This window comes from Thermaerobacter litoralis (genome assembly GCF_054654595.1).
This window is the reverse complement of record NZ_BAAIES010000010.1, coordinates 1-23,901: the sequence shown is the minus strand read 5'-3', so window position 1 is coordinate 23,901 and position 23,901 is coordinate 1. Positions and strand designations below refer to the sequence as shown.

The 23,901-nt window shown below is 72.7% G+C and carries 16 protein-coding genes, 8 tRNA genes, 2 rRNA genes and 1 other RNA gene; 25 read left to right on the top strand and 2 right to left on the bottom strand.

What is annotated here, in order from left to right:
* The first annotated feature begins 79 nt into the window (after positions 1-79).
* From gyrA to ACYQ02_RS10435, 4 genes are all read left to right on the top strand, one after another.
* Positions 80-2,512 (top strand): DNA gyrase subunit A, encoded by a 2,433-nt coding sequence (gyrA, locus tag ACYQ02_RS10450; protein WP_460040361.1) that lies wholly within the window; start codon positions 80-82, stop codon positions 2,510-2,512.
* Between the two features lie 176 nt (positions 2,513-2,688).
* Entirely contained in the window at positions 2,689-3,849 is a 1,161-nt protein-coding gene (locus tag ACYQ02_RS10445; protein WP_460040360.1) for an AIR synthase family protein, read from the top strand.
* 128 nt (positions 3,850-3,977) lie between these two features.
* On the top strand, positions 3,978-5,252 hold the full coding sequence (serS, locus tag ACYQ02_RS10440) for a serine--tRNA ligase (RefSeq protein WP_460040359.1): 1,275 nt from the start codon (positions 3,978-3,980) through the stop codon (positions 5,250-5,252).
* Between the two features lie 27 nt (positions 5,253-5,279).
* A tRNA-Ser gene (locus ACYQ02_RS10435) sits at positions 5,280-5,367 on the top strand.
* A gap of 13 nt (positions 5,368-5,380) precedes the next feature.
* Here the strand turns inward: ACYQ02_RS10435 and ACYQ02_RS10430 are convergent.
* A complete protein-coding gene (locus tag ACYQ02_RS10430) occupies positions 5,381-5,653 on the bottom strand; it encodes a YqhV family protein (protein WP_460040358.1) in 273 nt (90 codons plus the stop codon).
* Between the two features lie 478 nt (positions 5,654-6,131).
* On the opposite strand from ACYQ02_RS10430, the gene ACYQ02_RS10425 reads away from it, so the two are divergent.
* From ACYQ02_RS10425 to ACYQ02_RS10400, 6 genes are all read left to right on the top strand, one after another.
* A tRNA-Ser gene (locus ACYQ02_RS10425) sits at positions 6,132-6,223 on the top strand.
* 20 nt (positions 6,224-6,243) lie between these two features.
* Positions 6,244-6,318 (top strand) — tRNA-Arg (locus ACYQ02_RS10420).
* Positions 6,319-6,736: 418 nt separating this feature from the next.
* Positions 6,737-8,398, top strand: coding sequence for a spore germination protein (locus ACYQ02_RS10415; RefSeq protein ID WP_460040357.1), 1,662 nt, complete (start codon positions 6,737-6,739; stop codon positions 8,396-8,398).
* Positions 8,395-9,600: a Ger(x)C family spore germination protein gene (locus tag ACYQ02_RS10410; RefSeq protein ID WP_460040356.1), complete on the top strand. Its 1,206-nt coding sequence runs from the start codon at positions 8,395-8,397 to the stop codon at positions 9,598-9,600. The genes ACYQ02_RS10415 and ACYQ02_RS10410 overlap by 4 nt, the downstream gene beginning before the upstream one ends.
* Before the next feature lie 111 nt (positions 9,601-9,711).
* A complete protein-coding gene (locus ACYQ02_RS10405; protein WP_460040355.1) occupies positions 9,712-9,939 on the top strand; it encodes a hypothetical protein in 228 nt (75 codons plus the stop codon).
* 156 nt (positions 9,940-10,095) lie between these two features.
* Positions 10,096-11,286 carry a GerAB/ArcD/ProY family transporter gene (locus tag ACYQ02_RS10400; RefSeq protein ID WP_460040354.1) on the top strand — a complete coding sequence of 397 codons (1,191 nt, stop codon included), beginning with the start codon at positions 10,096-10,098 and terminating at the stop codon, positions 11,284-11,286.
* A 308-nt stretch (positions 11,287-11,594) separates the two neighbouring features.
* On the opposite strand, the gene ACYQ02_RS10395 is transcribed toward ACYQ02_RS10400, so the two are convergent.
* On the bottom strand, positions 11,595-12,047 hold the full coding sequence (locus ACYQ02_RS10395) for a QueT transporter family protein (RefSeq protein ID WP_460040353.1): 453 nt from the start codon (positions 12,045-12,047) through the stop codon (positions 11,595-11,597).
* 343 nt (positions 12,048-12,390) lie between these two features.
* Here ACYQ02_RS10395 and ACYQ02_RS10390 point away from each other — a divergent pair.
* From ACYQ02_RS10390 to ACYQ02_RS10320, 15 genes are all read left to right on the top strand, one after another.
* A tRNA-Arg gene (locus tag ACYQ02_RS10390) sits at positions 12,391-12,463 on the top strand.
* A gap of 517 nt (positions 12,464-12,980) precedes the next feature.
* The gene (gene tadA, locus ACYQ02_RS10385; protein WP_460040352.1) at positions 12,981-13,655 is read left to right on the top strand and encodes a tRNA adenosine(34) deaminase TadA; all 675 of its coding nucleotides are present in this window, start codon (positions 12,981-12,983) and stop codon (positions 13,653-13,655) included.
* Between the two features lie 49 nt (positions 13,656-13,704).
* Positions 13,705-13,791, top strand: a tRNA-Ser gene (locus tag ACYQ02_RS10380).
* Between the two features lie 201 nt (positions 13,792-13,992).
* Positions 13,993-14,079: transfer RNA gene (locus tag ACYQ02_RS10375), tRNA-Ser, on the top strand.
* Positions 14,080-14,141: 62 nt separating this feature from the next.
* An RNA gene (ffs, locus tag ACYQ02_RS10370) (signal recognition particle sRNA large type) lies at positions 14,142-14,405 on the top strand.
* 74 nt (positions 14,406-14,479) lie between these two features.
* Positions 14,480-17,059, top strand: coding sequence for a DNA polymerase III subunit gamma/tau (gene dnaX / locus ACYQ02_RS10365; protein WP_460040351.1), 2,580 nt, complete (start codon positions 14,480-14,482; stop codon positions 17,057-17,059).
* Positions 17,019-17,351, top strand: coding sequence for a YbaB/EbfC family nucleoid-associated protein (locus ACYQ02_RS10360; RefSeq protein WP_460040350.1), 333 nt, complete (start codon positions 17,019-17,021; stop codon positions 17,349-17,351). Before dnaX ends, ACYQ02_RS10360 begins: the two co-directional genes overlap by 41 nt.
* Before the next feature lie 16 nt (positions 17,352-17,367).
* The gene (gene recR / locus ACYQ02_RS10355; protein WP_460040349.1) at positions 17,368-17,967 is read left to right on the top strand and encodes a recombination mediator RecR; all 600 of its coding nucleotides are present in this window, start codon (positions 17,368-17,370) and stop codon (positions 17,965-17,967) included.
* A 226-nt stretch (positions 17,968-18,193) separates the two neighbouring features.
* The gene (locus ACYQ02_RS10350) at positions 18,194-18,700 is read left to right on the top strand and encodes a YaaL family protein (protein WP_460040348.1); all 507 of its coding nucleotides are present in this window, start codon (positions 18,194-18,196) and stop codon (positions 18,698-18,700) included.
* Positions 18,697-19,002: a pro-sigmaK processing inhibitor BofA family protein gene (locus tag ACYQ02_RS10345; protein WP_460040347.1), complete on the top strand. Its 306-nt coding sequence runs from the start codon at positions 18,697-18,699 to the stop codon at positions 19,000-19,002. The genes ACYQ02_RS10350 and ACYQ02_RS10345 overlap by 4 nt, the downstream gene beginning before the upstream one ends.
* Positions 19,003-19,276: 274 nt before the next feature.
* The gene (gltX, locus tag ACYQ02_RS10340; protein WP_460040346.1) at positions 19,277-20,815 is read left to right on the top strand and encodes a glutamate--tRNA ligase; all 1,539 of its coding nucleotides are present in this window, start codon (positions 19,277-19,279) and stop codon (positions 20,813-20,815) included.
* Positions 20,816-21,515: 700 nt separating this feature from the next.
* Positions 21,516-21,586 (top strand) — tRNA-Gln (locus ACYQ02_RS10335).
* Positions 21,587-21,590: 4 nt separating this feature from the next.
* Positions 21,591-21,663: transfer RNA gene (locus ACYQ02_RS10330), tRNA-Glu, on the top strand.
* A 302-nt stretch (positions 21,664-21,965) separates the two neighbouring features.
* Positions 21,966-23,524, top strand: a 16S ribosomal RNA gene (locus tag ACYQ02_RS10325).
* 236 nt (positions 23,525-23,760) lie between these two features.
* A 23S ribosomal RNA gene (locus ACYQ02_RS10320) occupies positions 23,761-23,901 on the top strand; the annotation flags it as partial.

Below are 23,901 nucleotides of genomic sequence, written 5' to 3'. Positions count from 1 at the left end.
CCCGCCGGGCGAGCCCAGGGGCCGCCGGGGCCGGAGGGCCCGCGCCCGGCACGGAGCACGGAGGACGAGGAGCGACGCGATGGCTGAGTATACCCACGGCAAGATCCTCCCCATCGACATCGAGGAGGAGATGAAGCAGTCCTACATCGATTACGCCATGAGCGTCATCGTGAACCGGGCCTTGCCCGACGTGCGGGACGGGCTCAAGCCGGTTCACCGGCGGATCCTGTACGCCATGCGGGAAGGGGGCAACACCCCCGACAAGCCCTTCAAGAAGTCCGCCCGCACCGTGGGTGACGTGCTGGGCAAGTACCATCCCCACGGCGACGCCGCGGTCTACGACGCCCTGGTGCGCATGGCCCAGGACTTCTCCATGCGCTACCCGCTGATCGAGGGGCACGGCAACTTCGGCTCCATCGACGGCGACCCGCCGGCGGCCATGCGCTACACCGAGGCGCGCCTGAGCCCCCTGGCCATGGAGCTCATGCGCGACCTGGACAAGGACACGGTGGACTTCGTCCCCAACTTCGACGAGACGGAACAGGAGCCGGCGGTCCTGCCGGCCCGCTTCCCCAACCTGCTGGTCAACGGGGCAGCGGGCATCGCCGTGGGCATGGCGACCAACATCCCGCCCCACAACCTGCGGGAGGCCATCGACGGCGTCATCCACCTGATCGACCACCCCGACGCCAGCGACCGTGACCTGATGAAGGTGATCAAGGGCCCGGACTTCCCCACGGGCGGCATCATCGTCGGGCGGGAGGGGATCCGGCAGGCCTACACCACCGGCCGGGGCATCATCACCATCCGGGCCCATGCCCAGATCGAGACGGCGGCCAGCGGCAAGGCGCGCATCGTCATCACCGAGATCCCCTACGAGGTGACCAAGAGCAAGATCATCGAGAAGATCGCCGAGCTGGTCCAGGAGCGGCGGATCGAGGGCATCACCGACCTGCGCGACGAGACGGACCGTTCGGGGCTGCGGGTGGTGGTGGAGCTGGCCCGGGGCGCCAACCCCAACGTGATCCTCAACCAGCTCTACAAGTTCACCCCCATGCAGGTCAGCTACGGCATCATCCTGCTGGCGCTGGTCGACGGCCAGCCGCGGGTCCTCACCCTGAAGCAGCTGCTGCGCCACTACATCGACCACCAGAAGGACGTGATCCTGCGGCGGACGCGGCACGACCTGGAGAAGGCGGAGGCCCGCGCCCACATCCTGGAGGGCCTGCGCATCGCCCTGGACCACATTGACGCCGTCATCACCCTGATCCGCCAGTCCCGCACCGTGGACGAGGCCCGCACCGGGCTGATGCAGAACTTCAACCTGACGGAGAAGCAGGCCCAGGCGATCCTGGACATGCGCCTGCAGCGGCTGACTGGTCTAGAGCGGGAGAAGGTGGAGGAGGAGTACCAGGAGCTGCTCAAGGAGATCGAATACCTGCGGGCGGTCCTGAACTCCGAGAAGATGGTGCTGGACATCATCAAGCAGGAGCTGGGCGAGATCCGCGACCGTTTCGGCGACGACCGGCGGACCAAGATCGTGGCCGGGGCCGCGGAGTTCGAGGTGGAGGACCTGATCGCCGAGGAGGATGTGGTCATCACCCTGACCCACCGGGGCTATATCAAGCGCCTGCCGGTGGACACCTACCGCAGCCAGCGCCGGGGCGGGCGGGGCGTGACGGGCATCCAGACCCGGGAGGAGGACTTCGTCTCCCAGCTGTTCATCGCCACCACCCACGAGAACCTGCTGTTCTTCACCAACCGGGGCAAGGTCTACCACCGCCGGGTCCACGAGGTGCCCGAGGCCAGCCGCACCGCCCGGGGGACGGCCGTGGTCAACCTGATCGAGATCGACCGGGACGAACAGGTCACCGCCGTCATCCCGGTGCGGGACTTCGGCGAGGACCGGGATCTGCTCATGTGCACGCGGCGCGGGGTGGTCAAGCGGACGGCCCTGGCGGAGTTCAGCCACATCCGCCGCGGCGGCCTGATCGCCCTGGCCCTGGATCCCGGCGACGAGCTGGTCGCGGTGGAACTGACCGACGGCCGTGGCGACGTGCTGCTGGTCACCCGCCAGGGCCAGGCCATCCGCTTCCCCGTGGCCGAGGTCCGGACCATGGGCCGCGCAGCCCGCGGCGTCATCGGCATCCGCCTGGACGAGGGCGACGAGGTGGTCGGCATGGAGGTGGCCGATGACGAGGCCCACCTGCTGGTGATCACCGACCGGGGCTTCGGCAAGCGGACGCCGATCCGCGAGTTCCGGGCCCAGGGGCGGGGCGGCAAGGGGATCCGGGCCATCAGCCTGACGGCGCGCAACGGCCAGGTGGCCGGCTTTGAGGTGGTGCGGCCCGGCGAGGAGGTCATGTTGATCTCCCAGGGCGGCATCGTCCTGCGCGTTCCCGTCGACCAGGTCTCCGTCCAGGGGCGGGCGGCCCAAGGGGTCACGGTGATGCGCCTCGAGCCCGGCGACCGGGTGTCGGCGGTGGCGACGGTCGCCCAGAAGGGCGACTGACGGGGCGCGCGGGGCGGGCCGCCACTGCACGCTGGGAAGCGGCCGTGCGCCGCCAGGCCGGGCGGGTCGCCGGCCGGCGGCTGCTACCCGCCCGTCGCGTGGGTGCCGTGGGCCAATCGCCGCCGCCGGTCCGCCGCACCGACCGGGGCCCGATCGGCGGAGGTGGGGGAGAGGCGATGGAGCCGCAGGCAGGGAAGGCAGGCCGGCCGGCCACGCCCGAGCCACCGGCCGGGGCCGCAGGGGCCGCAACCGGTGGGGACGAACCGGCCCGCCGGCCGGACGCGGCGGGCCCGGGGCGGGAAGCCGCCGGCCCGTTGCCGGAGGGCAAGCTGCCGCCCGATTTGCTGGAGCGCCTGGTCCTCCCGCGGACCGGCGTCCAGCGCCGGGAGGTGGTGTTGGCCGCCGCCCCCGGGGAGGATGCCGCCGCCCTGGATCTGGGCGGCGATCTCTGCGTGGCGGCCAGCGACCCCATCACCGGCGCGGGCCACCATGCCGGCTGGCTGGCCGTCCACGTCAACTGCAACGACGTGGCGGCCACGGGGGCCGAACCGGTAGCCGTCCTGCTGACGATCCTGCTGCCGCCCGGCTCGCCGGCGGCGGTCCTGGAGGACCTGATGGCCGGCGCCCACGCCGCCGCCCGGGAGGTCGGCTGCCAGATCGCCGGCGGCCACACCGAGGTGACGCCCGGCCTGGGCCAGCCGCTGGTGGTGGCCACGGCCCTGGGGCGCGCACCGGCGGGGGGCGTGCTGCCCAGCGGCGGCGCCCGGCCGGGCGACCTGCTCCTGCTGACCAAATGGGCCGGGCTGGAAGGGACGGCCATCCTGGCCACCGACTGTCGCCAGGCCCTGCTAGACCGGGGGGTGGCCGCGGCGCTGCTGGACGCGGCGGCGGGCCTGGGCCGCTGGCTGAGCATCGTGCCCGAGGCCCGGGTGGCCGCCCGGCGAGGTGCCCATGCCATGCACGACGTCACCGAAGGCGGCGTCCTGGGGGCCGTCTGGGAGATGATCGCGGCCGCCCGCCGCCTGGGCGGCGAGACGGTCGGCGCCGTGGTCGAGGCCGCCGCCATCCCCGTGCGGGAGGAGACCCGGGCCATCTGCGCCGCGGCAGGCATCGATCCGTTGCAGCTGATCGGCTCGGGGGCCCTCCTGGTGGCCGCCCCGCCCGATACGGCGGCCGGCCTGCGGGCGGCCTGGGAGGAAGCGGGCATCCCGGCGGCGGTCATCGGCCGGGTGACGGCCGACGGCCGGCTGCGGCAGGTCGACCCCGGCGGCCGGGAGGCCGAGCTGCAGCCGCCGGGCACCGATGCCCTGTGGGCGGCGCGGGCGCGCCTGAGCTGAGGCGAGGCGCCGGGCGCGGCGGGGCAGGCCGCTGGGGACCGCGGTCCGGGGCGGGGCGCCGGCGCGGCCGCCGGGCGGGAAACGGACCGGTTGCGGACGCCCATGGGGGAGCGAAGGGGGATCGCTCGTTGCTGGATCTTCGTTTCGTCCGACAACATCCCGAGGTGGTGCGGGAGGCCTTGCGCCGCCGGCGGCTGGACGAGGCCGACCTGGATGCGCTCCTTGAGGCCGACGCCCGCTGGCGGGAGCACCTCCAACGGCTGGAGGAGCTGCGCGCCCGGCGGAACGAGACGTCGGAGACCATCGGCCGCCTGCGCCGGGAAGGCGCCGACGCGTCGGAGCTCATCGCCGCCATGCGCCAGGTCGGTGACACCATTAAGGAGCTGGAGGAGCAGGTGCGCCGGTTGGAACAGGAGATCCAGGACCGGCTGCTGCGCCTGCCCATGATCCCCGACCCGGAGGTGCCCGACGGCGACGACGCCGAGGACAACGTGGAGGTCCGGCGCTGGGGCTCACCGCCGCCATTCGCCTTCGAGCCCAAGGCCCACTGGGATCTGGGGCCGGCCCTGGGCATCCTGGACTTCGAGCGGGCCGCCAAGATCACCGGCGCGCGCTTCACGGTGTTCCGCGACCACGGTGCGCGGCTGGTGCGCGGTCTCATCCAGCTGATGCTGGACCTGCACACCCGGGAGCACGGTTACACCGAGGTGCTGCCGCCCTTCCTGGTCCACCGCCAGAGCATGGTCGGCACCGGCCAGCTGCCCAAGTTCGAAGAGGACGCCTTTCGCGTCGCCGACACCGAGTTCTTCCTGGTGCCGACGGCCGAGGTACCGGTGACCAACCTGTACCGGGACGAGATCCTGGATGGGGCGCAGCTGCCCATCTACCACGTGGCGTACACGCCCTGCTTCCGGGCGGAGGCCGGCTCGGCCGGCCGCGACACCCGCGGGTTGATCCGGCAGCACCAGTTCGACAAGGTGGAGATGGTCAAGTTCGTCCATCCCGACCGTTCGGCGGAGGAGCACGAGAAGCTGGTGGCCGACGCCGAGGCCGTGCTGCAGCGGCTGGGCCTTCCGTACCGGGTCGTCCTGATCTGCACGGGGGACATGGGCTTCGCCCAGGCCAAGCAGTACGACCTGGAGGTCTGGATGCCCAGCTACGGCCGCTACGTGGAGATCTCCTCGTGCAGCAACTACCGGGACTACCAGGCGCGCCGGGCCAACATCCGCTTCCGGCCCGAACCGGGCGCGCGGCCCCAGTTCGTCCACACCCTCAACGGCTCGGGCCTGGCCGTCGGCCGCACCCTGGCCGCCCTGCTGGAGAACTACCAGCAGGAGGACGGCAGCGTCGTCATCCCCGAGGCGCTCCGGCCCTACGTGGGGATCGACGTCCTGCGGCCGTGACGGCCCGTGGTACAATTCATGGTGTCCGGAAGGGTGGCGGAGTGGTTGAACGCGGCGGTCTTGAAAACCGCAGTGGGCCGCGGGCCCACCGTGGGTTCGAATCCCACCCCTTCCGCAGGCGCGCCGTCTTAGCCGACGCGGGTGCCGATCAGGATCAAGGCGACGCCGCCCAGGATGAGGCCCAGCTTCAGCGGCGGCAGGGAGCCGGCGAGCCCGGCCAGGCCGATGGCCGTGGCCAGCATCATGGCCAGCGGGCCCGCGCCGGCCAGGAGCGCGTTGATCTCAAGGGCGCGGTCGACCCGGCCGTAGCGCCAGATCAGGACGGCGGCCAGCACCTCCAGGCTGCCGGAGAGCAGGCGGGTCAGGGCCATGCCCGCCACATAGGGGTTCGGGGGCTCCAAGGTCCTCGCCTCCGTTCCGTGTTCACCCTACGCGGGCGGCCGGGCGGCCATGAGCGCCACGCGGACCGGTCTTTCCAAGCCGCCGGGCGCGCCCGGGACGGCCGCCGGGCACGGGGTCGTGACCGGACGGGCCGCGGGACGGGCCGCGGGCCGTGACCCATCCACGCCTCAAGGACGGGATCCGCCCGGGTCGGGACCGGGCCCCGCGCCCGGGCCGGGCTTCACGCCCCGGCCGGGTCCCGCGCCCGGGCCAGGCCCCGCGCCCCGGCCGGAAGAGCCTGGCTCATCGGGCCCGTCGGGCCGCGGCGCACCCCGGTCGCCGGGGCGAGAACCGCGGGCGGGCTCCAGGGAGGCGGCCCGCGCGGCCCCCGGCCAGCGCTGCTGGCCCGGTCCGGCGGGAAGGGCCGCCGCCGCGGCGGGAGAGGGGCCGTCGGGTTGCACCGCCCGCGCGCCTGTGCTAACATTGGGGCTGTCGCCGGGAAGGGTGCCTGAGAGGTCGAAAGGAGCCGCCTGCTAAGCGGTTGAGGGGCCTTTAAAGCTCCTCCGAGGGTTCGAATCCCTCCCCTTCCGCTGTGCGCCAAAGCAGTCGTGCGCCGTTAGCTCAGTCCGGATAGAGCGGCTGACTACGGATCAGCAGGTCGGGGGTTCAAATCCTCCACGGCGCACCGAAGAAAGCCGCACCACACAAGGCGAAGGGGGGCCATACCCGGTAAGGGTATGGCCCCTATCCTTTTCAAATCGGGCCACGAATCCTGCAACCCGTGGACCACAACCCGTGGACGGCAACCCGAACCGACGGGCGCGCCTCCTCCTCTACCGGACCGCCCTCCCGCGACGCGCCCTCCCACCCACCTGTGGGCACCATGCGGCATGGCACCGTGACATCCCCGTCAACCTAAGCCTGGCGGGCCGAGGAAGCGACGGCGCCGCGCCGGTCGCCGTGACGGTGCAGGCCGGCCGCCGAAGGCGGGGTGCCCCGGCGCCCCGCTTCGAAAGGCCGGGGCTGGTCCGGGGTGTCCGGGGCCCGGTCCTTACGACGGGTGGCGACGGCATCGGGCTTCATCCGGCCCGCGGGGGTGGACCATGCCGCTGTTCTACCGGCCGGGTCCCTGGTACCAGAAGCCGGGGGGCCAGGCCAAGCCGTGGCGACATCTGGAGGGATCCCTGCGCCACCTGGAGACGAGCCTTGACGATTTGCGCTCGACCCTGGACCGGACGCTGCTCCTCGACCGGCGGGGTCTGACGGGCCGCCTGCAGGAGGACGTGGGGCTCTTTCGCCGCGCCCTGGCCCGGGTGGACGACCTGGTGGTGCGCCGGCTCCGGCTGCGCAACGGGACGGGCGTCGCCCTGCTCTTCATCGAGGGATTGGTCGACGCCCGCTCCGTCCAGGAGTACATCCTGGCGCCCCTGCTACGCCTGCGGGACGCCCGGCTGCCCCAGGGCCGGCGGCTGCAGCGGCTGCTGGCCCGCGCGGTCCTCCCGACCACGGGCAACATGCCGACCCGGTCGGTGGACGGGCTCCTCAAGGGGCTGCTCTCGGGCAGCGTGGTGCTTCTGATCGACGGCTGCAGCGAAGCCCTCAACATCGACGTCCGCAAGCTGCCCGAGCGGTCGGTGGAGGAACCGACGGTTGAAGCGGTCATCCGCGGCCCCCGGGATGGCTTCACCGAAGACCTGCGCACCAACGTCAGCCTGGTGCGCCGGCGCCTGGCCGACGTCCGGTTCAAGGTGGAGAACATGCGGGTCGGCCACGTCACCCACACCCAGATCGCCGTCTGCTACCTGCAGGGCATCGTCAACCCCCACCTGGTCACCGAGGTGAAGAGCCGGCTCAATCGGATCGACGCCGACGCCGTGCTGGAGAGCGGTTACATCGAGGAATGGATCGAGGACGCGCCCAACTCCATCTTCCCCCAGGTCCTGCACACCGAACGGCCCGACGTGGTGGCCGGCTCGCTCCTGGAAGGCCGCGTGGCCCTGATCGTCGATGGCACCCCCTTCGCCCTAGTCGTGCCCACCTCCCTGTGGTCACTGATGCAGACGGCGGAGGACTACAACGAGCGCTACATCGTCACCACGGCCCTGCGCTGGCTGCGCTACCTGTTCGCCCTGGTCGCCCTGGTGCTGCCTTCCCTCTACGTCGCCGTGACCACCTACCATCCCGAGATGCTGCCGACGCCGCTGCTAATGACCGTGGCGGCCAGCCGTGAAGGGATCCCCTTCCCCGCCATGGTGGAGGCGCTGCTGGTGGAGGTGATCTTCGAGGCGCTGCGGGAGGCGGGGGTGCGCCTGCCCCGCACCATCGGCCAGGCCGTCAGCATCGTGGGCGCCATCGTCATCGGCGAGGCGGCGGTGATGGCCGGCATCGTGTCGGCCCCCATGGTGATCATCGTGGCCGTCACAGGCATTGCCAACTTCACCATCGCCCGCTTCAACCTGGCCTTTGCCATCCGGCTCTTGCGGTTCCCGCTGATGTTCCTGGCGGGCCTCTTCGGCCTGTACGGCATCATCCTGGGGCTCATGGCCATCGTCATCCACCTGGCGGGGCTGCGCTCCTTCGGCTATCCCTACCTCTCGCCCATGGCGCCCCTCAATGCGCCCGACCTGCGCGACGTGGCGATCCGGGCGCCGCGCTGGGCGCTCCTTCGGCGGCCCACCCACCTGGCGCGGCGCAACTGGCGCCGGGCCTTGCCGGGGCAGCGCCCCAGCGCCCGCCGCTGGCCCGGGCTGGGGGGAGAACCGTGAGCGGGGGACGCGACACCACCGGCCGGCGCCACCGGGTGGGCCGGGCGGGCCAGGTGGCCGCAGCGCTGGTGGTGCTGGCCGCGTTCCTCCTGACCGGGTGCTGGGACCGCATCGAGATCAACGATCGGGCCATCGTGCTGGGCATGGCCATCGACCGGGACGAACGCGGCCAGTTCCTGGTCACCCTGAGCGTGGCCGATCCCGCCCGCTTCCCGCGCCCGGGCCAGCAAGGGGGATCCCAGGTGGGGCAGAAGCCGGTGAACTATGTGCAGGGGCAGGGGCGGACCCTGGCCGACGCCCTCTCGTTGATCCAGGAGGTGGAGCCCCGCCGGTTCTTCTACTCCCACCTCAAATCCGTGCTGATCGGGGAGGAGGCAGCGCGCCGCGGCATCGGGCCACTGCTGGACTTCTTGGCCCGCGATGCCCAGCCCCGCCTGGAGCTGCTGGTGGCCGTCACGCCCGGGAAGGCCGGGCCCGTGCTGATGGCGGCGTCCCCGCCCCTGGAGTCTTTGCCGGCCGACGCGCTGCGGGAGCTGATCCAGCTGCGCCTGGGGGTGGTGGTGCCCCTGCACCGCGTCCTGCGCGCCCTGTACGAGCCCGGGGAGGAGCCCGTCCTGCCCCGGGTCGAGCTGTATCCGGTGGTCAACGACGGCACGCCCGTTCAAGGGTGGCGGATCAACGGTGCCGGGGTCTTCCAGGGCGACCGGCTGGTGGGATGGCTGGACAACGGGCAGGTGCGGGGTCTGATGTGGCTGCGGGGGGAGATCCAGCGGGGGACGCTGACCGTCGACATGCAGGGCGGCGCGGTGAGCCTGCGGCTCTTGCGGGCCGACACCCACCTGCGCCCCCTGGTCGAGGGCGACCGGGTGGTGATGGAGGTGCGGATCCGCACCGAGGACGACCTGGTGGACAATCCCGAGGGCATCGAGGTGACCTCGCCTGCCGCCATCCGCCAGATCGAACGGCTGGCGGCCCAGGAGATCGTGGAACGGGCGGAAGGGGCGCGGCGGGTGGTCCAGCAGCGCCTGCGAGCCGACGTCCTGGGCTTCGGCGCCGTCCTGCGCCGGCAGGCTCCCGCCGCCTGGGCGCAGCTGGGCCCGTCCTGGTCCGAGGTCTTCCCCCGGGTGGAGGTCCGCTACGACGTGGAGGTGTTCGTCCGCCGGCCCGGCCTGACCACGGGGGCGCCCGCCCGTTCGCGCTAGGCGGGGTCGAACCGGCGGAGGGCGGGCGGCGGCCGCCCCGGCGGGGACGAACCCGGCCCGTCGGGGCGCCGCAGCGGGCGGCGCCGGACCCATGGGAGGGACGCCGGTACGATGTGGATCGCCCTTGTGGCCGCCCTGGCCGTGGTGCTCTGGCTGGAGCTGCCGCCGGTATGGCGTCTCGGCTCCCGGCGGTTGGTGGTGGTTTACCTTCTTCTGCTGGCCACGGCGGGCCTCCTGGGCTTTCTGCAGGTGATGGCGCTGCGCACGCCCACGCTCACCGACCTGCTCAACGGGCTGCTGGCGCCGGCCCGCTGGTGGATGACGCCGCCGCGGCCGTAAACGGGGCGTGCCGACGGTCCGCAAGCCCACGCCAGGCCATCGGCCGGGCGACGCCGCGCCGCCGGTCGGACCCCTGCACCGCGCCAGGCGACGCCGCGCCGCCGGTCGGACCCCCGCACCGCCGTCTCGACCGGCATCCAGGGCAACACTAGAAGCATGGTCCCGTTCGAGCCGCGCAGCGAACAAGTCTCACCCTGGCAGCTTTTCGTGCTGCTGTTCTTCACCATCTCGCCGACCACCGTGCTGGCCTTGCCGGCCTTCATCGGCCGCTACGCCGGGCATGACGCCTGGCTGTCCGTCGCTTTGGTGACGGCGGTGGGGGTGCCGGTGGTGCGGCTTCATCTGTCCTTGGCGCGGCGTTTCCCGGGGCAGGGTTGGACGGACATCCACCGCACCGTCCTGGGCCCGTACCTGGGGGGCCTCCTGAACCTGCTGCTGTGGGTCTGGTTGGCCCACACGGCGGGCGTCATCGTCCGCGAGTTTGGCGAGTTCGTGGTGGCCACGGTCCTGCCGTTGACGCCGCTGGTGGTCATCCAGGGCACTGCCCTGATGCTGGCCATGGTCGCCGCCCGCGGGGGCATCGAGGTGCTGGCTCGGACGGCCGAGATGATCTTCCCCGTGGTGGCCGCTTCCTTTGTGCTGATCCTGGTGCTGCTGATCCCCAACATGGACGCGCGCAGCCTGCTGCCGCTGCTGGAGAGCGGCTGGTTCAACCTGGTCCGCGGCGGCATCCCGCCCCTGGCGTGGCTGGGGGAGACGGTGCTGGCCCTGGTCATCCTGCCCTCCCTGGCCCACTGGGATGGCGCCACCCGGGCGGGCCAGGCGGCGGTGCTGGCGGTGGGCGGGCTGCTGACCGGCCTCACCCTGGCCACCATCCTGGTGCTGGGGGACACGGCGGCCCTTTACACCTTCCCCCTGTTCGCCGCCACCCGAACGGTCACCATCGCTGACTTCTTGGAGCGGCTGGAACCGGTGATCACCGCCATCTGGGTTGGCGGCCTGGTGATCAAGATGGGCATCTGGCTCTACGCGGCCACCGTGGTGGGGGCGGGGGCCTTTGGGATCGCCGACTACCGGCCGCTGGTCACGCCCATGGCGGCCCTGATCCTCGCCCTGTCCATCTGGTCCTTCCGGAACAGCAGCGAGATGGCCGACTTCCTCACCCGTGCGTGGCCGTTCTACGCCCTGTTCTTCCAGGTCGTCATCCCCGCGGGCGTCGGCCTGGTGGCCGCCCTCCGCCGGCTCCCGGCGCACGGCGGCGGCTGGCCGCCCGGCGAGCCTTCCGGCGACGGCACCGCGGCGGCCGGGGGCGGGGGTGGAAGCGGCGGCCGTGGGGGGCAAGGCTGAGCCCCAGCGGGCCGGACGCCGCTGCGGACCGGCTGCCAGCGCGGGCCGGATGCCAGTGCGGACCGCATGCCACTGGGGGGTCGGATGCCGGTGCGGACCGGCTGCCAGAGCGGGCGCCATGCCAGTGCGCACCCGATGCTGGTGCGGACCGGAGACCAGCGCGGGCCGGATGCCAAGGATGACCCGATCCCAGGGATGGCCGCTGGAGGGGTTTGGTGCCGAACCAGACTCCCTCGCCCAAGGAAGGGGCCGCGCACCCTGGCCCAAGGGGAGGGGTGGCACCCCTTGGCCAAGAGGGGGGAAGCCGCCTACAGGCCGCCGCGCCGGCGCAGGATCTGCACCAGCGGATAACCCAGGAGGAACACCACCCCCGCCTCACCCAGGGCGATCCACGCCAGCCAGGGCAGGTAGGGCGTGTGGGTCAAATAGGCAAGGTAGCCGCCCACCAGCACCGCGTTGAAGACCACGGGTGCCAGGTATCCGATGGGGTGGAACCGCCAGCGCCGGGTGACCAGCGCAGCCGCCAGCGTCACCAGGGAGCCCCCCACCACGTCCCAGAGGCCGAAGGGACTCTGCAGGTTGGCCAAGGCGACGCCCACGAAGAGCCCCGGAACCGCTTCGGGCCACAGCATGGGCAGCAAGGTCAAGGCCTCGCTGACCCGAAACTGGATCTGGCCGAAGGAGATGGGCTGGAAGAGCAGCGTCAACACCACGTACAGGGCGGCGATCATGCCCGCCCGCAGCCAGCGGCGTAGCTCCACGGCATCCCCATCCTCCCCGCTGGGATTGGCCCGCCCGGCGGCGGCCGACGCGCTTGGTGCCCCGGATCCCCGGGGAAAGCCCGGCCCGTCGCCGTTTCCGGGTGCGCCGGCGGCCCGCGGCCCCACGGCGCCCGTCGCCCCTGGTGGCGCGCGGCTTCACGGTCCCGCATGGCCCCGCCCGTGGCCGGTTCCACGGCCCCGGCCGGCCGTACCGGCGGTCCGTGGTTCCATGGCCCCGCGGCCTGGGTCCATGTTAGAATAACCGCGAGGCGCCGGGCAGCCTGCCCAGCCGCTCGGGCGGCCCACGGGCCTTGATGGTTTGTGCGCTTGTAGCTCAATTCGTGCGCCCGTAGCTCAGGTGGAAGAGCGCTTCCGTCCTAAGGAAGGCGTCGGGGGTTCGAGTCCTCCCGGGCGCACACGGCGATGAGCCGGGGGAGCAGACGGGCGGCGTCCAGCGGGATGCCGCTGCGGCGAAGGTGGGGCCGTGCCGGCGGCAGCCGCGGCCTTGCCAGTCGCCATCCCGCGGGCCGCCGGCGCCGTTGGGCGTCCCGCCTGGCGGGCGCGAAACGGACCGCGGGGCGGAAAGGGCCGCGGGCTTGAAGGACCGCGCGGGAGAAGGAGCCGGGCCGCAAAGGTCCCGGCTCTTTCGTCACCGGGCACGGCGGTCCGGCCGCGCCGTGCAGAGCGATCGGGCCGCGCCGTGGGGTCCGCCCGGGAGCGGTCCGTGGTGCCGATGCGGCCGCCCGCCCCGGTGGGTGACCCGTTCCTCCGGGGCAGGGCGGGCTTGACCGCTGTGCCGCCGCCTTGGCCCGCACGCGACCGGGCCGTTGCCGCGCGGCGGGCCTTCCGGCCTCACGGAACGGGCACCCGCACCGGTCGAAGCCTCGGGGATCGCGCACCGCGGGCCGTCCATCCCGGCCCGGGGGTGGGAGCGTGGAGGGGCGGGTTCTTCCGGACGAACCGGCTCAAGGCGCCGGCTCCGGCGACGGCCTTGCCGTCGGCCGGGCGCCCGTGCCCTCTGGGCTTGTCGCGTCGCCCGGGTCGCCGGGGCCCGCCGGCGACGGGGACGGCGACGACCCGGATATCCGTTTCATGGCCGAAGCGCTGGCCGAGGCCCGGCGCGCCCTGGACGTGGGGGAGGTCCCCGTGGGGGCGGTGGCCGTCCACCAGGGGCAGGTCATCGCCCGCGGCCACAATCTGCGGGAACGCCTGGGCGATCCGACGGCCCACGCCGAGATCCTGGTCCTCCGCCAGGCGGCCGCGCGGCTCGGCGGCTGGCGGCTGGAAGGGGTGACCCTCTACGTCACCCTTGAGCCCTGTCCCATGTGCGCCGGTGCCATCGTCCTGGCGCGCATCCCGCGCCTGGTCTACGGCGCGCCGGACCCCAAGGCCGGCGCCGCCGGCAGCTTGATGAACCTGGTGCAACATGATAGACTGAATCACCGAGTCGAGCTGCGCGCCGGCGTGCTGGCCGAGGCCAGCGCCGCTTTGTTGCGGGGCTTCTTCCGGCAACTCCGCCAGCCGGTGGCGGGTGCGACGGCCCCCGGTGCGGCGGCCCCCGGTTCGCCCGGTGCCGGTTCGTCCGGTGAGGATGGCGGCGGGGGCTGAAACGGGCGGCGGGCGCGCGGGCTCACTCACGCGGGCTCACTCACTCAATGGAAGGGTGCCGGAGTGGTTGAACGGGGCGGTCTCGAAAACCGTTGTGGGCGCAAGCCCACCGTGGGTTCGAATCCCACCCCTTCCGCAGTGACCCGGCCCGCGGGCCGGGCTCCCGCCGGCCTCCGGCAGCCATGACCGCCCGCCCGTCGCGCCGCCGTCGCGGCTGGACCGGTCCACCAGCCTGGCCGGATCACGGCAAGGCCGGGGGCGAGGGCGGTCCCGGGGCGGCGCCGGCGGCTCTGCAACGACAGCTTCATCCTTCAAACCCGAAGACCGTTGACGGCGAGGAAGGGTGGCCGAGCGGTTTAAGGCACACGCCTGGAGAGCGTGTGTGGGCGCAAGCCCACCGTGGGTTCGAATCCCACCCCTTCCGCCCTTTTTGTCTTTACAAAGCGCCCAGTTTTCAGCACCCGGCGGATGCCGGGAGAGCTTTGGCCGTGCTAGACGGGGAGGTAGCGGTGCCCTGTACCCGCAATCCGCTATAGCGGGGTCGAATTCCCGTCCGAGGCCCTCGCGGTCGGGGCCAGCACCGGACACGGGGCGTTGAAGGCCGGGTCCCGCGCAACGCGGACTCGTGAACCCCGCCAGGCCCGGAAGGGAGCAACGGTAAGCGAGCCACCGCGTGTGCCGCGGGGGAGCCGGGCCGGAGCCCACGGTCCGGCCAGCGCCCGGGTGCGGGTGTCGACGACGGGTGCACGGCCATCCTTTGCGGGAGGGGCGACGGCGGAACCGCTACCGCCGTCGCCCCTTCTTCCTTTCCAGGGGGGTTTCGGTTGAGCCAGCCGTACCAGGCCCTCTACCGCAGCTGGCGGCCCCAGCGCTTCGACGCCGTGGTGGGCCAGGAGCACGTGATCCGGACCCTGGGCAACGCCCTGCGCACGGGCCGGGTGGCCCACGCCTACCTCTTCGCGGGCCCGCGCGGCACCGGCAAGACCTCCGTGGCCAAGTTGCTGGCCAAGGCGGTCAATTGCGCGTCGCCCGACGGCATCGAGCCCTGCAACCGCTGCGATTTGTGCCGGGAGATCAACGACGGTTCCACCATGGACGTCCTGGAGATCGACGCCGCATCCAACCGGGGCATCGACGAGATCCGGGAGCTCCGGGAACGGGTGCGCTATGCCCCGGCCCGCGGGCGGTACAAGGTCTACATCATCGACGAGGTCCACATGCTGACCACCGAGGCGTTCAACGCCCTGCTCAAGACCCTGGAGGAACCGCCGGCCCACGCCCTCTTCATCCTGGCCACCACCGAACCCCACCGGCTGCCGGCGACCATCGTCTCCCGATGCCAGCGGTTCGACTTCCACCGGCTCGCCCCGGAGCAGATCGTGCAGCGGCTGGAGGCGGTGTGCACCGCCATGGGGGTCCAGGCGGACCCCGAAGCCCTGCGCCTGCTGGCCCGGCTGGCGGACGGCGGCCTGCGCGATGCCCTGAGCCTGCTGGACCAGTGCCTGGCCATGGCGGGTGAGCGGCTGGACGCCCAGGTGGTGGTCGACCTTCTGGGCCTGGCGCCCGGAGAGGGCATCCTGGCCCTGACCCGGGCCGTGGTCGAAGGCGACGTGGGGGCAGGGCTGCGCGCCGTGGCCGACCTCTCGGCCCAGGGGGTCGACCTGGCCCAAACCTTGCGCGACTGGGTGGCCTGCTGGCGCGACCTTCTGGCCTTGCGCTCCGGTCTCGGTTCCCATCACCTGCTCTACGCCGGCGAGGAACTGGCGGCCCAGTTGCAGCCCCTGGCCCGCGCCCTGGACGAGGCCAGCGCCCTGGCGTGCTTCGACGCCCTGGCCGAAGGGGAGAGCCTGTTGCGCTGGAGCGGCCAGCCGCGCCTGGCCCTGGAAGCGGCCCTGATCCGGGCCGTCGGCGAGCGCCGGATGCGGGCGGGTGGAACGGTCGCGGCGCGTGGGGCCGAGGCGGCGGGCACGGCCGGCGGCCCCGAACCGGCGGCCGCGCCGGCGCCGGCGGCCCCTCCGGGACCGGCGGGCTCCCCAACGGGCCCGGTGGGGAGCGGCCTGGTCGCCCGGCCCGAGGGACGCGGCGGGCGGCAGAGTCCGTCGGCCGCGGTGCCGGGCGGCCAACCGGGATCGGATCCGGCCGCCGGCGTCACGGGCACGCCGGCATCGTCCGACAGCGAGCCGGCTGGGCCTGCCCCCGAGGCCGCCGGTGTGCCCGTTCCCTCCGGGTCCGCCGGTGCGCCCACTCCCGCCGGGGCTGCCGGTGGGCCCACGCCCGCGGGGATCGCCGGCCCGCCCGCCCCTGCCGGCGCCGGGGGACCTGCCCCGGCCGCGGCCCTCGTGCAACAATGGGAGCGGTTCCTGCAGGCGCTGCGCCGGCGGCGGGAGTGGACGGCTCTCCACGCCCTTCTGCGGGCCGCGGGCGCGCCGCGGGCGGTGGGGGACGAGGTGGAGATCCCCTTTGCCCAGCCGGGCATGGCGCGTACCGCGGAGGTGAAGCTGCCCCAGCTGCGGCGGGCCATCGAGGCGTTCCTGGGCTCGCCGGTGCCGGTGCGGATCGCCGTGGATGGCGGCCACGGGGGACCGCCCGCCCCGCCGCCGGGGACCGGTCCGGCCGCGAGCCTTCACGGAGGAGCGCCCGGGGGCGCCCGCGCCCCCGCCACCCCTCCGGCTGCTCCAGCGCGGGGGCCGGCGGCGGAGGTCGCCGGCGAGACCGCCGCGGCAGGGGACGTGGGACTGGCCCCGCGCCCGCTGGAGGCCGATCCGGGGGACGGCGATCCTCCGGCCCCGGGCCGCGGGTCGCTTCTCCCGGAGGCCCGTTCCGGGGAGCCCGGGGGGCCCGGAGGGCCTGGGGGGCCCGGGACGGTAGGCGGCCCGGCGCCGGAAAGACCGCCAGGGCAGGCTCCGGGGCGGGCGGGCGCCGCGGTGGGCGGCCACGGCAGCCCCCCTGCCCGGGCTACAGCGGGCCGGGGGCAGCGGCCGGTTCGTCCCGCGGACGAACCGGCTGCGGGGGACCCGGACGGAGACGCTCCAGCCGGGGACCCGCAGGCGCTGGACCCACCGGGGTCCCCCGGCCCTGACGGTGCCGGGCGGGGCCCCGGCGGCGCGCCGGCCCCCGGCGCGCCCGTCGCCGGCGCCCGTCCGGCGGCCGGGATGGCGGCCGCGCCGGGGGCGGGCCCCACCGTCCCTGGCGGGCCGGCGGTAGGGGAAGGCGGGCCGGATCCCTCGACGCCGGGCGCACCGCCGGATCCCCTGGATCCCGGCGCCGCCGGCGAGGCGCCGCCACCGGGTCTCGACGCGGTGCAGAAGGCGGCCTGGGAGCTCTTCGGCGGGCAATGGATCCCCGTGAAGGAGGAGTGGCAGCGTGAGCTTCGGCCCCATGGGCAAGATGCTGAAACAGCTTGAGAAGATGCAGCAGGAGATGGCCCGCCTGCAGGAGGAACTGGCCCAGCGGGAAGTGGAGGCCACCGCCGGCGGCGGGATGGTCAAGGCGGTGGTCAACGGGCGCCAGGAACTCTTGCGCCTGGAGATCGCCCGGGAGGCCGTCGACCCCGACGACGTGGAGCTGCTCCAGGACATGATCGTGGCGGCGGTCAACGAGGCGAACCGCAAGGCTCAGGACATGGTGCAGGCGGAGATGGCGCGGGTGACCGGCGGGCTCAAGCTGCCCAAGCTGCCGGGCTTCCCCGGGCTGTGAGGAGCCGGGAGCGGCCGTGGAACACGCCCCCGCCTTTGCGCGGCTGATCGCCGAGCTGGAGAAGCTGCCCGGGATCGGGCCGAAGACCGCCCAGCGCCTGGCCTACCACCTCCTCTTCAGGCCGCAGGAGGAGGTGCGCAGCCTGGCGGAGGCGATGGTCCAGGCCCGGGCCAGCGTGCGGTACTGCAGCATCTGCGCCAACCTGACCGATCGGGATCCATGTCCCATCTGCAGGGACCCGGGCCGCGACGGCCGGGTGATCTGCGTGGTCGAACAGCCCCGGGACGTGGTGGCCATGGAGCGGACCCGGGAGTTTCGCGGCCTCTACCACGTGCTGCACGGCGTGATCTCGCCCATGGACGGGGTGGGACCGGAGCAGTTGCGGGTGCGGGAGCTGCTGGCCCGGCTGCGCCAGGAGCCGCCGGTGGAGGAGGTCATCCTGGCGACGAACCCGACGGTGGAGGGCGAGGCCACCGCCCTCTATCTGGCCCGCCTGATCAAGCCGCTGGGCATCCGGGTGACCCGCATTGCTCGCGGGGTACCGGAGGGCGGCGACCTGGAGTACGTCGACGAGCTCACCCTGACCCGGGCCCTGCAAGGCCGTCAGGCCCTGTGACCCGGGCCGCCCACGGCGCGGGTAAGGGCAAGCGCGCCCGCCCGTGCCCGGGGCCCGCCGCGCACCTGCATCGCGCACCTCCATTTAGCATAAATCCCCCGCTTTGGGTGCATCTTCCCCCATGCCGGCCGGTGACGCCGGTTCAACCGGCGTGCCGTCCCGCATACCCATAGGACAGGGTTGCCGCACGGCCGGGACCCGGAGGCCGGCAAGGGGCGTGGAGTTCATGAGCGCGGAACGGGTGCGGAACTGGCTGGGGCGCTGGCGCCTGCCATGGCCGCGGAGCCGGGGCGCCACCTGGCCGGGCGACGCAGGGGCCGGCTCGGTTCCCTTGCTCCGCGGACCCCAGGGTTCCCTGGGGGAGCGCGGGGCGCGGACGGCCGACGCCCGCCTGGCTGCGGCCGAGGGTGCCGGGCACGCCGGGCGGCAGCCGGGCGGCCGGTTCGTCCTGCGCGGATCCTGGAGTCCCCGTCCCCGGGGTGCCGTTCCTGCCCCGGCCGATCCCGACGACTTCGACTGGGTCGGCGCCGTGGAGCAGGCCCGCCGGGACTGGGAGCAGGCCAGGCTGTACTTCGAATCGGTGACCGACCGCGACCTGGTCGACCAGGCGATCCACCTGGTGCTGGCGGCGGAGAAGCGGTACGCATACCTGCTCAAACAAGCCCGCCGGCGTGGCATTCAGGGGTTGCCCGCCCATCCCGGTGAGGGGGCGGGGCGGCAGGCGGCGCCTTGAAAGGCGGGGTGATGGCCATCGCCGGGGAAGGGGCCTGGGCAACCGTGGCGCTGGCGGCGGTGGTCGTGGGGGCCGTCGTCTGGCGCGCCGCCACGGCGGCCTCGGCGGGGGAAGCCCTGGCCCGTCTGGCGGCCGACCTGGTCATCGGATCCGGGTGGGTGCTGGCCCTCAACCTGCTGCTGGCGCCGCTGGGCGCCCACGTGGGGTGGAACCCGGCCACCGCCTGGCTGGCCGGGAGCCTGGGCCTGCCCGGGGCGGTGGCCCTTGCCCTGCTGGCCGTGATGGCGCGCTGGCAGCCGTGAGCCGCAGCCGTGAGTCCCGGAAAGGGTCGATGGGGAGCGGCTGGCACCGTTCCTTGACGCTGCCAGACCGCTCTGTTACGATACCGCCGCCCTGGGGAACCGCGGCGCGCCGGCGCCCGCGGCGTCTCCGGGGCGGGCGCGCTGCGGCGGTCTTTCACGGCCCGCGCTACGGTCCTCCGACGACGGGGGCCGCCTCGGCCGGCAGCGGGCGGGCGGCGCTGCGCGCCGGGCCGGTTCGTCCGGCACCACATCGCGGTCGCAAGGAGGCAACCCCATGTCCCAGCCGGTGCGGGTCCGGTATGCGCCGTCGCCGACGGGATACCTGCACATCGGCGGCGTCCGCACCATCCTCTTCAACTGGCTCTTCGCGCGCAAGCATGGGGGGCGGTTCGTCCTGCGTTTCGAGGACACCGACCCCGAGCGCTCCCGGGACGAGTTGATCGAGCCCATGCTGGAGAGCATCCGCTGGCTGGGCTTGGACTGGGATGAGGGGCCGGACGTGGGCGGCCCCTACGGGCCGTACCGGCAATCCCAGCGGCTCGACCTCTACCGGGAGGCCCTGGACCGCTTGCTGGCCGAGGGCAAGGCGTACCCCTGTTACTGCACCGTGGAAGAGCTCAACGCCGAGCGGGAAGCGGCGCGGGCGGCGGGCAAGCCCGCGGTCTACAGCGGCCGGTGCCGCCACCTGACGGACGCGGAGCGCCGGCGGCTGGAGGCGGAGGGGCGGCGCCCGGCCGTACGGCTCCGGGTGCCCGACACCGGGACGGTGACCGTCCACGACCTGGTCAAGGGCGAGGTCGCCTTCGACGTGGCCCAGATCGGCGACTTCATCATCGCCCGTCCGGACGGGATGCCGCTCTACAACTTCGCCGCCGTGGTCGACGACCACCACATGGCGATGAGCCACGTGATCCGCGGGGACGAGCACCTGTCCAATACGCCCAAGCAGCTGCTGATCTACCAGGCGCTGGGCTGGGAGCCGCCCCAGTTCGCCCACGTGCCGATGATCCTGGCGCCCGACCGGTCCAAGCTGAGCAAGCGTCATGGCGCCGTGGCCGTGGATGAATACCGGCGGCAAGGGTTCCTGCCCGAGGCGATCCTCAATTACGTGGCCCTCTTGGGCTGGTCGCCCGGCGACGACCGCGAGATCCTCTCCCTGGACGAGATGATCGAAGCCTTCGACCTGGACCGGGTCTCCCACACGGCGGCCATCTATGACGTCGAGAAGATGGCCTGGATGAACGGTCACTACCTGCGGGAGACGGACCTGGACCGGGTGGTGGAACTGGTCATCCCGCGCCTCCAGGCCGCGGGGCTCTTGATGGACGAACCCCAGGGGGCCGAGCGGCGGCGGCTGCGCGCCATCGTGGATGCCGTGCGCCAGCGGGTGCGGACCTTGGAGGAACTGGTCGAGGCCAGCCGCTATTTCTTTGCCGACTTCGAGGGGTACGACGAGACCGGGGTGCGCAAGCACTTCGACCGGGACGACGCCATTCCCATCCTGGAGGCGGTGGCCGAGACCCTGGCCCAGGTGGAGCCGTGGAGCCAGGCGGCCATCGAACAGGCCCTGCGCGGGTTGGCCGAGCGCGTTGGCGTCGGCACGGGGCGGATCTTCCATCCCACCCGCCTGGCTGTTTCGGGGCGCACCGTGGGGCCGGGCGTCTTCGACGTGATCTGCTGGGTCGGGCGGGAGCGGTGCCTGGAACGCATCCAGCGGGCCATCGAGTGGATCCGGCGGCGGCGCGCCGATCGGGCCGTCCATGGCGCGGCGACGCCGGCGGCACGGAGCGGCGAGGCCACCGGCCAGGGATGACCTGGCGTGGTCCGGCCTGGGGCGCCTGCCCCGGGCCGGGAGGGCCGGCAAACCAGGGCCGGGCGTAGGCCGGCCTGGGTCGCGGAGCCTGCGCCGCCGGCGAAGGGGCCGACCGGCTTGGGCGGCCATCGGCTTAGGGGGCCGAGCGGTAGGGTGCGCGCGGCCGCCACGAGGGGTGCACCGCCGGGGCGGCGCGGTCCCGGCCCGGCGGTTGCCCCGGCGCTGCAGATGGGTATAATGAGGGGCGGCCCGCAGGCGGCGGTCCGCGACGCGCCGCGGCCGGTCACCGGGCGCGGGCGCCGGGTTCTTCCGTCGCGTCCCGGCCGGCGCGTGGACCGGCTGGCGCAGGAGACAGCCAGCCACGCGGCCACGGCACACCGTAGCCAGTTGACGGCAGTGGGTGATGACCGCCGCCGGGCCACCGGCCGCAAGCCACGGGCGCCGATTCCACGGCGCAACGCGCGCCGGGGCGAGCCGCCGGGGGTGGCCGCCTTTCCAGGGCGGGCGGCGTCAGGCGGTGGGCGCCCGGTCCCATGGGGTGCCGGGCGACCCGCAGGGGCGCCAGCGGCCCCAGACCCTGGCGGTCACCGGTGGTCGCGGCGGTGGTTGTAGCGGTCCGGAGGCCGTGCTATAATCCGTGTTGCGCCCGCGGGGCGCCGGTTCGACGGTCTTGACAGGCCGCCGGATCGAGACAACATGATGGGGATTGGGGTAACGGCAGCCCGCCAGGTTCTGGCCCTGGTAGTCCAGGTTCGAATCCTGGATCCCCAGCAGTGCCCCGTTCGTCTAGCGGCCTAGGATACCGCCCTCTCACGGCGGAGACACCGGTTCGAGTCCGGTACGGGGCACATCGGCACCCGGGAGCTCGCTTCCGGGTGCTGCTTCTGCAGCGGCCTACCGGCCCTGAGGCGTTCGGCATGCCGGCGCCGCGGGGTGTTGACAGAGCGAAAGACCGCTGCTAAGATGACAAACCGTCGGCGCCACGAGCGCCGGGCGAAACGACTGGTCCTTGAAAACGGAGCAGCGCGTGGAGAGGCAGGCCTTGCGAGCCTGAGGGGTTGCCGAGCCTGGGGCGATGGTTCTGGGTGAGGCGACCGGGCAACGCGAGAGCGCGAGCCGCGAGAGGACTCTCTTGCGGGATGGAAAGATTCCGGAGGAGAGTTTGATCCTGGCTCAGGACGAACGCTGGCGGCGTGCCTAAGACATGCAAGTCGAGCGGGGAGGCTGGGGAGCTTGCTCTCTGGTCTTCCAGCGGCGGACGGGTGAGTAACACGTGGGCAACCTGCCCGGCAGTGGGGGATAACCCTGGGAAACTGGGGCTAATACCGCATACGGTCCGCGTCCCGCATGGGGCGTGGAAGAAAGGCCGTCGGAAGGCGGTCGCTGCCGGAGGGGCCCGCGGCCCATCAGCTGGTTGGTGGGGTAACGGCCCACCAAGGCGACGACGGGTAGCCGGCCTGAGAGGGTGGCCGGCCACACTGGGACTGAGACACGGCCCAGACTCCTACGGGAGGCAGCAGTCGGGAATCTTGCGCAATGGGCGAAAGCCTGACGCAGCGACGCCGCGTGGGGGAGGAAGCCCTTCGGGGTGTAAACCCCTGTCGTCCGGGACGAAGGCTGGGGGCTGAAAGGCTCTTAGCTGACGGTACCGGAGGAGGAAGCCCCGGCTAACTACGTGCCAGCAGCCGCGGTAAGACGTAGGGGGCGAGCGTTGTCCGGAATCACTGGGCGTAAAGGGCGCGTAGGCGGCCTGGCAAGTCGGATGTGAAAGGTCCCGGCTCAACCGGGGAGGTGCATTCGAAACTGCCGGGCTTGAGGGCAGGAGAGGGCAGCGGAATTCCCGGTGGAGCGGTGAAATGCGTAGAGATCGGGAGGAACACCAGTGGCGAAGGCGGCTGCCTGGCCTGGCCCTGACGCTGAGGCGCGACAGCGTGGGGAGCGAACGGGATTAGATACCCCGGTAGTCCACGCCGTAAACGATGGGTGCTAGGTGTGGGAGGTATCGACCCCTTCCGTGCCGGAGCTAACGCACTAAGCACCCCGCCTGGGGAGTACGGCCGCAAGGCTGAAACTCAAAGGAATTGACGGGGGCCCGCACAAGCGGTGGAGCATGTGGTTTAATTCGAAGCAACGCGAAGAACCTTACCTGGGCTTGACATCACCGCGAACCTGGCCGAAAGGCTGGGGTGCCCTTCGGGGAGCGCGGTGACAGGTGCTGCATGGTTGTCGTCAGCTCGTGTCGTGAGATGTTGGGTTAAGTCCCGCAACGAGCGCAACCCCCGCCCTGTGTTGCCAGCGGTTTGGCCGGGCACTCACAGGGGACTGCCGGTGACAAACCGGAGGAAGGTGGGGATGACGTCAAATCATCATGGCCCTTATGCCCAGGGCTACACACGTGCTACAATGGCCGGTACAACGGGTTGCGAACCCGCGAGGGGGAGCCAATCCCGAAAAGCCGGTCCCAGTTCGGATCGCAGGCTGCAACTCGCCTGCGTGAAGCCGGAATCGCTAGTAATCGCGGATCAGAATGCCGCGGTGAATACGTTCCCGGGCCTTGTACACACCGCCCGTCACACCACGGGAGCTGGCAACACCCGAAGCCGGTGGCCCAACCCGTAAGGGAGGGAGCCGTCGAAGGTGGGGCCGGTGACTGGGGTGAAGTCGTAACAAGGTAGCCCTACGGGAACGTGGGGCTGGATCACCTCCTTTCTAAGGAGTGCGTGACTGGTGCACGGCACCGGTCCACTCCAGGTCGATCCTGCCTCGACGAAGCGCGCTGCTCGGTTTTCAAGGACCGGGTCGCCCGGTGCGGGCGCCCTGGGTTTTGCACCTTGACAGCAGCATAGGGAGAGAGCGAGGCGAAGCGGGAAGAGCCGGAGTGCGCGCTTAGGCGCACCTGCTCGCGGGGCAGCGGTTGGCGCTGCGGCGGGCGGGTGGGCGAAGCGGGAGAAGGTAGGAAGGGCACACGGTGGATGCCTCGGCGCGAAGGGCCGATGAAGGGCGTGGTAAGCTGCGAAAAGCCTCGGGGAGCCGCAAGCAGGCGTTGATCCGGGGATGCCCGAATGGGGAAACCCGGCGGGGGGAAT

Coding starts and splice junctions, on each gene's coding strand:
- ACYQ02_RS10400 (WP_460040354.1), top strand. CDS start 10,096: ATGGTCCCGTTCGAGCCGCGCAGCGAACAAGTCTCACCCTGGCAGCTT.
- ACYQ02_RS10415 (WP_460040357.1), top strand. CDS start 6,737: ATGCCGCTGTTCTACCGGCCGGGTCCCTGGTACCAGAAGCCGGGGGGC.
- gltX (WP_460040346.1), top strand. CDS start 19,277: ATGTCCCAGCCGGTGCGGGTCCGGTATGCGCCGTCGCCGACGGGATAC.
- ACYQ02_RS10350 (WP_460040348.1), top strand. CDS start 18,194: ATGAGCGCGGAACGGGTGCGGAACTGGCTGGGGCGCTGGCGCCTGCCA.
- ACYQ02_RS10445 (WP_460040360.1), top strand. CDS start 2,689: ATGGAGCCGCAGGCAGGGAAGGCAGGCCGGCCGGCCACGCCCGAGCCA.
- ACYQ02_RS10405 (WP_460040355.1), top strand. CDS start 9,712: ATGTGGATCGCCCTTGTGGCCGCCCTGGCCGTGGTGCTCTGGCTGGAG.
- gyrA (WP_460040361.1), top strand. CDS start 80: ATGGCTGAGTATACCCACGGCAAGATCCTCCCCATCGACATCGAGGAG.